This window comes from Winogradskyella sp. A3E31 (assembly GCF_046720935.1).
Taxonomy (GTDB): domain Bacteria; phylum Bacteroidota; class Bacteroidia; order Flavobacteriales; family Flavobacteriaceae; genus Winogradskyella.
On the sequence record NZ_JBHNWH010000012.1, the window covers coordinates 99,046 to 111,432 of the forward strand.

A 12,387-nucleotide genomic window follows, 5' to 3' on the forward strand; every position below is an offset into this window, starting at 1 on the left:
TAAATTTGAAAATGGACTTTATTAAGACGACGGAATCAGACTCTAATTATGATGGATTGGAGCAAATGTCAGTTAAGGATATTCTAAAAAACATAAATACTGAGGATAAATCGGTACCGCTCGCTGTTGAAAAAAGTCTCCCACAAATTGAAGCTTTAACCACAGTAACAGTCGAAAAACTAAAAAATGGTGGACGTTTATTTTATATCGGTGCTGGAACAAGTGGAAGGTTGGGAATTTTGGATGCTTCAGAATGTCCTCCAACGTTTGGGGTTTCACATGATCTGGTCATTGGTTTAATTGCAGGCGGAGACTCTGCCATTAGAAAAGCCGTTGAATTCGCCGAAGATTCTACAACACAAGGCTGGGAAGACCTTAAAGACTATCATATTTCCGAAAAAGATGTTGTCGTAGGTATTGCAGCTTCTGGGACTACTCCCTATGTTATTCATGCTCTAAAAAATTGCAATGACAATAATATTATAACGGGGTGTATCACCTGTAACACAAACAGTCCATTATCCAGAGAAGCTCAATTTCCTATTGAAGTGGTTGTTGGTCCAGAATTTGTAACAGGAAGTTCAAGAATGAAAGCTGGTACTGCACAAAAATTAGTGTTGAATATGATTTCCACGGCTTGCATGATTCAATTAGGAAAAGTTGAAGGCAACAAAATGGTGGACATGCAACTGAGTAATGATAAACTCGTCGGTCGAGGGACAAAAATGATTGTTGATACATTAAACATTTCACCGAAACAAGCCTCCGAATTGTTACATAAACATGGAAGCGTAAGGCTAGCTATAGAAAATTATAAGCAAAATGGAAACTAAAAGAACCGATAAAGAAGTACTGACCAAGGGCATTAGACGTATGGCAATATGTTTGTTGCTAATGTTTGCAGGGCCTTTTTTGTTACATGTGGCCTTTTCTAATCAAGAGAAACCACTTTACATACCTATTCTTATTGTGGCTATTATTTTATGCGTACTAGCAGTTTACTTTCTCTTTAAAGGCATCAATACTATTTTGGATAGTATGTTTAGGAAAAAATAATTAGTTGTAAAATTATTCAAAAGGTCAGGATTATTGTTTAAATTATTTATACACAACAGTTTAACTTCTTAAAAAAAGTATTAAATTAGGAATTAGCTATTAATTCTATGTTTTTATGCTTTTTGAGCCAATAAAATTTTTCTTTTCAACCTTTTCTCTTTTTTTTCTAGGCTTGTCTTTTTTAAATGCTCAAGACACATTGACTACTAATACTCAAAAGCAGTTTTCATTTAGAACATTAACTAACAATGATGGTCTTTCTCAAAACAGTGTTATAAGTATTGCTCAAGATAGTGTTGGTTATTTATGGTTGGCGACTCAAAACGGGCTTAATAAATTCGACGGTCGTAATTTTAAATACTACGATAAGCAATTTGAAGACATAACAAGATCCAACTACAGCAAGCTTGGGAAAATCTATATCGACAAACAGAATCGAATATGGATTATAACACATTCGGGGAAATTAGAACTCTTCAATGCCGAAACAAAAGCATTTGATCTTATAGAATCTATAGAGGGAGTACATTCTATTTTTCAAGATTCACAGCATAATACATTTATAGGAATTTATGAAAAGGGTTTATTAAAAATTGACAATAAATCAAAAGATACGACTAAAGTTTACGACTCTATTTTGGCAAATAAAACGGTAAATGATTTTTTAGAAATAGAAAATTCAATATTTATAGCGTCTTCAGAAAAAGTCTATAAAATAAATAGTTTAAACAGCTACGAAGAATATACCATTATTACTGAAAAAAAATCAAACTATAGTTCTTTCGAAAAATCTAAAGACGGAACCATTTGGCTAGGTAGCTATGGAGATGGCCTTTTTTTTAAATCACCAGAAAAGGATTATTTTGAAAGATTTACAAACGCTCTTATCCCAGAGACATTAAATATTCAAGATCTTCTTATCGATAATAAAGAAAGACTTTGGATTGCCACCTATGGTAATGGTGTTTATTTAATTGATTTCAAGGCTAATGATGTTCGTAATTTTAAAGCCAATAAAAATGACCCTTTTGCCATACATTACAATGACATGTTGTGTTTATATGAGGATAATACCGGTGTTATATGGTTAGGGTCGGATGGTACTGGTGCAAGTTATTACGATGAACACCTTGTTAAGTTCAATATTCTAACAAATAATCAGGTCCCTAATGACGTAAATGTCGATGTGGCTAGAAGTATTACAACTGACGATAACAACAATATATATATAGGTACATCGGGTAAGGGGCTAACTGTTTTTAACACCATCTCGGGTCAAAGTGAAACATTAACTATTAGCAATTCAAACCTAAACAGTAATAGAATTATTAGTCTTAATTACAACGATAACAACCTATGGATAGGACATCAAGGGTTTGGCCTAAATACCGTTAATACAAATGGTAGTTACCGAACTTATCCCGAAATTTCAAATTATACTATTTGGAATATTCTAGATGAAACAAAAAATAAAAAATGGCTAAGTACGGAACAGAACGGTCTAGTGCTATTTGATAAAGAAAAAGGAATTGAACAACGCTATACTAAAGACAATTCCCAATTACAATCAAATAACATTAGAGTAGCAATTAAGGAAGGTGACAACCTATGGATTGGAACTGATGATACCGGCGTGTATCAATTAAATTTAAAAACTAATACAATTAATAAAATCCATAACCTTGACTATAAAGTAAAATCCTTATCTCTCATTGATAATAATTTGTGGGTAGGTACAAATGGCAACGGATTAATAAAGTACAATACATTAAAAACATCTGTTGAGAATATATTCACCACAAATAGCGGTTTACCAAATAATGTAATATATGGGATTTTAGAAGCAAGTGATGGTGACTTATGGCTAAGTACCAACAATGGATTATCCTCATTTAATCCTAAAGAGACTCCAGCTTCATTTGAAAGTTTTAATGTGTATGATGGTTTACAAGGCATTGAATTTAATACGGGTGCATATCATAAGGATAAAAACGGAACACTTTATTTTGGCGGTTTAGAAGGTATCAATTGGTTTAATCCACGAGCTCTTACATTTAACACTACTAAACCAAAAACAATCATCTCGAGCTTTGAAGTGTTTTCTAAAGAGAAAGCAATGACTGATAATGTAAAATTAAAGTATGATGAAAATACGGTAACTTTTTCATTTTCTAGCCTTCATTTTTCCCAACCAGAGCGTAGCGCCTATAAATATCAGCTTACCAATCATGATGAAGGTTGGATAAATTCAGGGTTTAATAATGTAGCCCATTACACCAACTTACCTGCAGATGATTATACCTTTAAAGTCATTTCTAGTAATTATGATGGAGTTTGGAATGAGCAGCCTGCAACCTTTAAGTTTACTATCAGCAAACCATGGTATGCCAGTACTACTGCCTATATAGTTTATACTTTTTTATTTGCAGCGTTAATATATTCTATTTATTACTATTTAAAATGGAGGTGGCATATTAAAATGCAGTTACAGTTAGAGCATTCAGAAACAGAGCGCCTAAAAAAGCTCAATAGATTAAAGACAAAGCTGTACACTAACCTTTCTCATGAGTTTAGAACTCCCCTTACCTTAATAAAAGGTCCAATTGAAAACCAATTGAATAATCCAAAACTATCTAAAAGTGATAAAAAGGAACTCGATTTAGTTCATCATAATTCCCTAAGACTATTAAACTTGGTAGATCAACTACTTGACCTATCTAAACTTGAATCCGGAAATTACAATTTAAAGGCAAGCTCGGGCAACTTAAATGCTTTACTAAAACAATTAGCTACTGCTTTTCAATATCAAGCTTCAGAAAAAAGAATTAAGTATCATTATAGACTAACACCTATTGATAATGCTTTTTTTGATAAAGATATTATAGAAAAAGTAGTAGGTAATTTATTGTCTAATGCTGTTAAATACACGCCACAAGAAGGTGAAATTAATTTTAACACCAAAGAACACAACGGTCAAATAATTATTGTTATCGCTAATACTTGTGAGAACATAAATGAGCTAGAAGTAGGAAAACTATTTCAGCGTTACTATCAAAAAAACAATAATATAGATGGTGTTGGTATAGGTTTAAACTTAGTAAAAGAATTGTGCATTCTATCACATGGCAATGTTGTTGTGCATGCCCTTAATGATAAAAAAATTCAATTTACAGTCACACTCCCAATTGAGCGTTCTTTCTACAGCAGTGATGAGGTAATTAATGAAAACACAAAAAATAAAATTAGCACAATAGCATCAAACAACAAGATTCCTAAGACTGTTAACGACAATAACAAAACAGCCAATAAGCCTATATTACTTATCGTTGAGGATGACAAAGACATTTTAAAATATGTAAAATCAATTTTCTCAGACCAGTATATTATAAAAACCGCTAATAATGGCGAACAAGGCATTGAAAAAGCCTTAAGTACTATACCAGATATAGTTATAAGTGACATCATGATGCCAAAATTGAATGGCCTCCAGTTATGTACTCATCTTAAACAAGATGAACGAACTAGCCATATTCCCATAATCTTACTAACTGCAAAAAGCGGTGAAGAAAATGAACTTGTTGGCTTAGAGACTGGTGCAGATGACTACATTGTAAAACCATTTAGTAACAAAAAACTCAAGCTAAAGGTTAAAAAACTTATTGAATCCCGGCGTAAGCTACAAGACAAATACAGCAAAACTTTTGAAATAGATCCCGATCTTAACAATACAACCGAACAAAGGTTTTTAGAACGCCTTAAAAAAACTCTTAATGAGCATATTGTAGACCCAAAATTTAATGCAAAGTACTTTAGTAAAAGCATGTCCATGAGCAGAATGCAATTACATCGAAAATTAAAAACCCTAACAGGCTTAACTACCTCAGAATTTATTAGAACGGAACGACTAAAGATAGCCAAGAAACTGCTTAAAGAAGATAAAAGTACAGTATCCGAGGTAGCTTATCAGGTCGGCTTCAATACTCCATCTTATTTTATAAAAAGCTTTAAAAAAGCCTATAACTGTACTCCTACAGAGTTTATTCTAAAATAAATTTTAAGCTTTTTTTTACTAATGTTACATAAGTGCAACACTTTGTTACATACGTAATATCCGTATTCTTTATTGTAATATACTTTTATAACATCAAGAAACTTCCCCAATTCATATTTACCAAAACAGGCTTAGTAAAATTGGCATTATGTTAAATGAACCTAAAGAAAAGGATAAGCATAAAGACATTTATTTAAGCATTGATCACTTAAGAAATGGTAATTATATATTCAACATCATGTTGCATGACAAAGTTGTAAAGTCATTCAAACTAAAAAAATAAAAGATGCTATTAATTGTAAAATTGGGAGTAACGAAATTATAAGTAGTTATTCCCTTTTTTTTAAAGCCAATAATTATGAAACTTAAAATAGTCCTTCTTTCATTTTCGCTCTTTTTTTTAGGATTTAATGTCCAAGCCCAACTTCTTGATAAGCTTAAAGAGCGCGCCAAAGAAAAAGGTCTAAAAACCAGAGAAGTATCCTTTGATAGTACAGACAATGAAAAAAACAGAAATGCCTCAAGTGGTAAAGAAGAGTTAGTAATCAATTCTGCTAAAGACTTTTTTACAACTGATGTGATTATGCAACTATACCATGAAACCGATGCCGTTGTACATACCCAATATTTTGATGCCGAAAGCATTGCCATGCGCACCGAGATCCCTGGAAATCGGGAAAAACCATTGTATCAAGACCGCCAGAACTATATCTATGGTTATAATGATGAAATAGAACAATACGAAAAAAGAACATTAGCTTCTTCAGGTATGATGGGCTTTATGATGGCAGGTATGATTCCTCAATATTACAAACTCCCACCCAAACCCTATTTGGAAGCATTTACAGTCTTAGAAGAAAAGGGAATTACAATAAGTTTTTTAATATTAGAATTGGCATTTATTTACAAACCAAGCCATTTTGAAAATGACCCTTATTACACCCTCTCCAAAACCAAATGTAACAATTCTGCAAGCTGTATTAAATACACGTATAACGATCCTGAATATCCTGGAAGCTATATACTTTTTAATGCGAAAGGAAAATTAGCAGAATTGTATATAAACACCACAAACCCAAAGATTAAAGAAGAAGATCATCCGACTGGAAAATTTGTTTACACTTACGAAGACGTGAATGTAAAACTACCAGATGCAGTGGAAAAATCATTGATGCCTGGGCCTTTGGGGAAACTAATTCCTTTAGAAAAAGGGCTAGAACCATGGAAACATAATAAAAAGAAAAAGCAAAAAAATTAAAACTAAATCAGCATGAAAACAAAAACTATAATTCTTATCACATTATGCCTCTGTTTATTTATACCTCTAAACGCACAAGACCCTACTAAAAAAATAATGCAAGGCTTAATGGGAAAAGGTAAAATCGACGATTCAAAATTACCTAAGGCTTATGAATTTGATTGGGAGTATAAAACTGAAATAATAACAGAGAAAAATGACCCTATGCAAATGAATTATCTTATCAATTCAAATAGCAAAGATTACTTTGGGATGCACGTATCTTCAAAGGAATTAAAAGGTCAAGGAACCATGCGTATTGTTATGGATGCAAAGGAACAAATTATGATTATGTTCATGGTAATGAATGGGCAAAACATGGCACAAATAACAAAACTGAAAGGAGGAGAAGCGAGTAAAAATGAACCTAAATTCAGTTTTAAAGAAATTGGTACCAAAACCATATTAGGGTATACATGTTATGGCATGCAAATAGAAAACGCAGATTATAAGACCGACGTATATTTCACACTAGATGCTCCCGTAAATTTTAGTGCCTTTTTTGCATTCGCTAATAATAAAAACAGTCCTAAAGGTTTTGATCCAGCTTTATTAAAAGTACTTGAGGAAGATGCTCTACTTATGGAAATAACGGCTATATACAAAAAGAAAAGCAAGCAAAATTTTACGATGACAGCTTTAAGTCTCGAAGAAAAAAAGACCGAATTAAAAAAAGCAGATTATCAATTTATGAGTATGGGATTTTAATAATTGAATATAACTCTACTAATCTAAACAATTATCATTATGAAAAATATTCAACTTTTATTACTCTCACTTTTAATCACTAGCCTCAATTTCTCTACGCCTAGCTCACATTAAACAACAGTAAAAGTAGCTGCAGATATTGCTAGATGTAGAGATGATATTGCTATTTGCGTCCTAATTTTTCAAAACATAATAACCTGCTAGGTGACATAATTTTTTATAATCCTAATAAGAGAATAAAAAATCCTTAAAATGATTTGCTGATGCGACTAAGAAATGCTGAATATCCCTAGAAAATAGATAAAATACACATAGCACCAACGATCAATTTATTTGCTGTTGAAAACATAAAAAACCAACCCATGACAAAGATTTTATTTTTCCCTAAGAACCAAATTCTAATTATATTATTACTTATTCCTGTTTGGCTAATAGCTCAAACGCCAAGTAACCCTTCAACAGAATTTGTTGTTGAGGATACGACAGAATCAACCATTACAATAAGTTTTACGCCTGGTGATGGAAATTCAAGACTTATTGTAGCAAATGAAGGTGGTTATACAGACCCTGTAGATTTTCCATTCTCCACATTTACATCTGACGGAGTTGTTGATTATGGTACTAGTGGATTTAGTCAAGGTGCGGGTTTTATCGTTTATTCTGGACCTTTAACATCTAGTATAACACTTACAGGCTTTTCATCAGATACAACATACTATTTTACAATATTTGAAGGAAACAATTCTTTTGGACTTGGAGAATACTTAAACGACCCTGTACTCCATGGTGAGGCAACAACAGATGCACTTACTACACCAACAGGTCAAGCCAGCTTTTCTTCGTTTGTAGCAGATGCAACAACCATGACAATTAATTTTACAAACGGAGATGGTTCGGGTCGTATTATTATTGCCAAGGAAGATGCTCCAGTAGATATTGAACCAACAGATGGAATAGATTACACCGCTCATACCCATTTTCGACATTTTTCAAGTCAAATAGGATCTACCGGTAATTACGTCATTTACAACGGCTCTTCCGGTAATAGTGTTGATATTACTAACTTAGCGTTTAACCATACCTACCATTTTGCAATATTTGAATATAATGGTTCAGGTAGCAATAAAATATATCTCACATCCCAACCGTCACAAGGAGGCATTGCCGGCGATACAGGCTCACAAAGTACATACGTAGCACCTTCCAGCCCAGCAACTTCATTGATAGTTTCGGATATTGATACTGACGAATTTAGGTATGAATTTGAAAGAGGTTCAGGACAACGACGTGTTGTTATAGCCAGACAAGGCAGTCCTGTTAATGTATTGCCTCAAAACGGTTTAGACTATTCCCATAATTTAACATTTGGTGATGGTGATGATTTAGGTGATGGTGGTGATAGCTCAGGTAATAGCAACTATGTAATCAATGATACTAATTTTGATAATTCAGTAATAAGAGGACTTAACTCTAATACAACCTATTATATTAAGATTTTTGAATATAATGGTAGTGGAACTGAAACCTTATATAATACAACACCTTTAGCTGGTAATGCAACAACATTAACAACACCAACCGCTCAAGGTAGTTTTCTAACCACTACCAATATTGAAGGTGACAGACTAACCCTAAATATCACGGCTGGAGATGGTCAAGGTAGGATTATAATAGGGAGAAAAGATGCTCCTGTAAATGTTGAACCTGTTGATTTTACAAGTTATTCCACTAGTACTACTTTTGGAAATGGTACCGATTTAGGCGATGGAAATTATGTGGTTTCAAACACTACAAATTTATCCCCTAAAACTATAACAAATCTGGAAGCCAATAGTACCTACTATTTTAAAATGTTTGAATATAACGGACTTGCTTTTAACTCAAAACTGTTTCTAACTTCACAACCATCTCAAGGAGGAGTGCCTGGTGTAGAAACAAGTGTTACAACGACTTCTTTTCCTACAATTGCTTCAACAAACTTTACAAGCACCTCCTATGCTAGTAGAATTTTTTATAACTTTTCTTCTCAAGGTAATGGTGCCAAACGTCTTGTTATTGTGAGAAAAGACACTCCCATAGATGATGCCATTATACCAACACTACATAGTTCCAATTATATCGCAGATGAAAACTTTGGTGATGGGACAGATCTTGGAAGTGGACATTATGTAATATATAATGGTAATTTCAGTACCGGAAATTTAAGAAATGTAGAACCAGGAGCTACCTATTATTTTAGGATTTTCGACTTTAATGAAAATGCTACCGACAGCTACTATTATACCTCCGCTGATGATAGCTCAAAAGGAACTGCTTTGGCTTTAAGTTACCCATCCACACAACCAAATACAATAACTTTTTCTAATATCCAAGGTAATCAAATGACTATTAATTGGACTGGTGGAGATGGTAATGGAACCTTTATAGCAGCGAGTACTGTAGACCCAATTACATGGGAACCAGAAGATTTAGAATTTTATTATACCAATTCGAGATATGCAGCAAGCTCATTGTATAGACTAGATCCCAATACCTATGGTGTCTATCAAGGTACAGCTTCCTCTGCATTGATTAGGGATTTAAACCCTGGCACAACCTATTATTTTGCATTATTCGAGTTTAATGGCAATCCCAGCTCACCATCAAGTGACAAAATATATCTGCGTCCAGCAGTTTTTACTAGCCAAACTACTTTAGGTCCTCCAACCAATAATGCTTCTAACATAAGTACAAATAATATAGACGGTGATCGATTTAGCGTAAGCTTTACCAAAGGAAATGGCAGCCGTAGAATTGTGGTAGCAACTTTAGATGGACATACCCCAATTATTCCTTCCGACGGGGATGAATATGAGGCTTATCCTGTATTTGGAGAAATTGGCCCATCGTCAAATAATAATGAAAACAAGCTTGATGATTTTAACTATGTAGTCCATAAAAACGAAGTCGCATCTCCATCGACAAGTGGATTTACCCTACTTGGTTTAGAAAAAAACACAACCTATCATCTTAAGGTATACGAATACAATGGAACTGGAAGCAACACGTCCTATCTCACCACAAATGATGATGATGGTGATCCAGTAGCCGCAATAAGCCAAGCAACTTTAGATGCTCCAACAACACAAGGAAGTAATATTATATTTTCTAATATTACGGCTAATAGTGTCGAGGTAAGCTGGGACGTGGGTGATGGTAACGGTCGAATTTTAGTTGCAAAAGAAGGAAGTCCTGTAGATTTGCCTTCAAACATTCCTGAAGATTTAGAAGATTATTCTTCAACTCCAACCTTTGGTCATTTTTCTAGTGAAATTAACGGATCAGGCAATTTCGTTATATATGATGGAGATGATGCCTTCTCCATTAATCCTATAACAGGATTACTACCTGGTACAACCTATTACTTTCAGCTTTTTGAATATAATGGCGATGATGGTAAAGTCTATTTACGTCCTGGAAGCACGATCGAAAGTGTAACCACATTAGGAGGATCAACTCCTACAGTAGCTTCTAGCGGTTTCACACCTGGAGAGGCAGGAACAACATTTCTTCAAGATATTAGTTTTACCCCAGGTGATGGTCAAAGACGTGTAGTAATTGCACGAGAAGGAAGCCCAATAGATCCCAGTATTGTTCCTCAAGACGGATTACAATACGATGATGGTACTAACGATTTTAGTGATGGTTTTGATTTAGGAAACGGACATATGGTAGTCTATGATGGAACAGGAGGAAGTTTTAGAGTAACCGGATTGAACCATTCAAGTACTTATTATTTTAGAGTGTTTGAATACAATGGCACAGATACAAATACATTGTATTTAACAAGTCCTTATTTAGATGGTAATCAGTCCACATTAACATACCCCACTATACAAGCCAGTCAGCATTTTATCAATACTCGAACACCATATTCCATTGATTGTAGCTGGACTAATGGTAACGGACAAGGAAGATTGGTCGTGGTAAGGGCTAATGAAGAGGTAAACATTGACCCTATAGATTTTAATGAATATAATGCCAACTCTGATATTACATTAGGAGAAGATTTAGGTGGAGGTAATATAGTGGTCCAAAAAGGTCTAAATGATTTCGTTTCAGTAACTAACTTACAACCTCATACAATTTACCATTTTGCCGTTTATGAATTCAATGGGGCATTTAACACCAAATTATTTTTAAAACCAGCCTATACATTTAGCACAGAAACGTATAGTGAAACACCACCTACGCAACAAGTAACAAATGCGTCATTCAGTAATATAGGAGGAACATCATTTAATGTAAGCTTCACTAAAGGAGATAGACTACACCGAATTGTATTGGCAAAAGCCGGAGGTGTTGTAAATTCAGATCCAACTGATTTAACAAGCTATAATGTTGGTGACGTGATTGGTGATGGCAATATAGTTGTATATGATGGCATTGGTGAAAATTTTACAATGAGTAGCTTAAATGTTGGCACAGATTATCATTTTGCTTTCTATGAATATGCCATTACAAGTTCAGGCAAGTTTTATTTAAAACCCGCTTTACCAGCATCTCAGGCAACAGCATCTCCACCCAACCAAGCAACTAATTATAACAATGCCGATCCGTGTAATGCAAGTAACACTATAAGTTGGACCAATGGGGATGGGATAGCAAGAATTGTAGTGGTGAGTGAAGATCCATTAAATACATTACCTGTTCAAGGTACACAATATGTTGGACAACTAAATTATGGTTCAGGTGATTCTTTGGGTAATGGGTTTGTAGTTTACAATGGTGCTTCAGGCGATATTAATATTGTAAACCTAACACCATTTACCAATTATGTTGTAAACATTTTTGAATACAGTGGTCTAACAAATGACCCTGCCTATAATTTAACGGCACTTTCTGGAGTGATTGGAGATACTGTTAATCCTGTGGCTTCATGCAAAGATATTACAGTTTTTCTGGATGAGTTTGGTGAAGTATCTATAACAGCAAACCAAGTTGATGACAATTCCTCGGATAATTGTGAAATCGACACCATAACCTTAAGCAAAACGAATTTTGATTGTTCCAATATTGGAAACAATTCAGTGGATCTAATTGTAACGGATTTGTTTGGAAATAGTGATAGCTGTACAGCTACAGTCACGGTTGCAGATAATACAAAACCAAGTCTTACTACTGTAGCTGACTTTGATGTCAACCCGGATGCTAATTGTGAGTTCACCATTCCTGATTATACTAATCTTACAACAGCTTCGGACAATTGTAATGCAACGCCAACGGTAACACAATC

General features: G+C 34.1%; 5 protein-coding genes and 1 pseudogene. All 6 read left to right on the forward strand.

Annotated elements, in window-relative coordinates:
• The first annotated feature begins 11 nt into the window (after positions 1-11).
• Positions 12-833 carry an N-acetylmuramic acid 6-phosphate etherase gene (gene murQ, locus ACFEMA_RS14350; RefSeq protein ID WP_411768899.1) on the forward strand — a complete coding sequence of 274 codons (822 nt, stop codon included), beginning with the start codon at positions 12-14 and terminating at the stop codon, positions 831-833.
• Positions 823-1,056 (forward strand): DUF6095 family protein, encoded by a 234-nt coding sequence (locus tag ACFEMA_RS14355; RefSeq protein ID WP_411768900.1) that lies wholly within the window; start codon positions 823-825, stop codon positions 1,054-1,056. Before murQ ends, ACFEMA_RS14355 begins: the two co-directional genes overlap by 11 nt.
• Before the next feature lie 199 nt (positions 1,057-1,255).
• Positions 1,256-5,107: a two-component regulator propeller domain-containing protein gene (locus tag ACFEMA_RS14360; protein ID WP_411768901.1), complete on the forward strand. Its 3,852-nt coding sequence runs from the start codon at positions 1,256-1,258 to the stop codon at positions 5,105-5,107.
• A gap of 358 nt (positions 5,108-5,465) precedes the next feature.
• Positions 5,466-6,365, forward strand: coding sequence for a hypothetical protein (locus tag ACFEMA_RS14365; RefSeq protein ID WP_411768902.1), 900 nt, complete (start codon positions 5,466-5,468; stop codon positions 6,363-6,365).
• A 12-nt stretch (positions 6,366-6,377) separates the two neighbouring features.
• A complete protein-coding gene (locus tag ACFEMA_RS14370) occupies positions 6,378-7,112 on the forward strand; it encodes a DUF4412 domain-containing protein (RefSeq protein ID WP_411768903.1) in 735 nt (244 codons plus the stop codon).
• Positions 7,113-7,474: 362 nt separating this feature from the next.
• Positions 7,475-12,387 (forward strand): annotated as a pseudogene (locus ACFEMA_RS14375) (hypothetical protein); the annotation flags it as partial.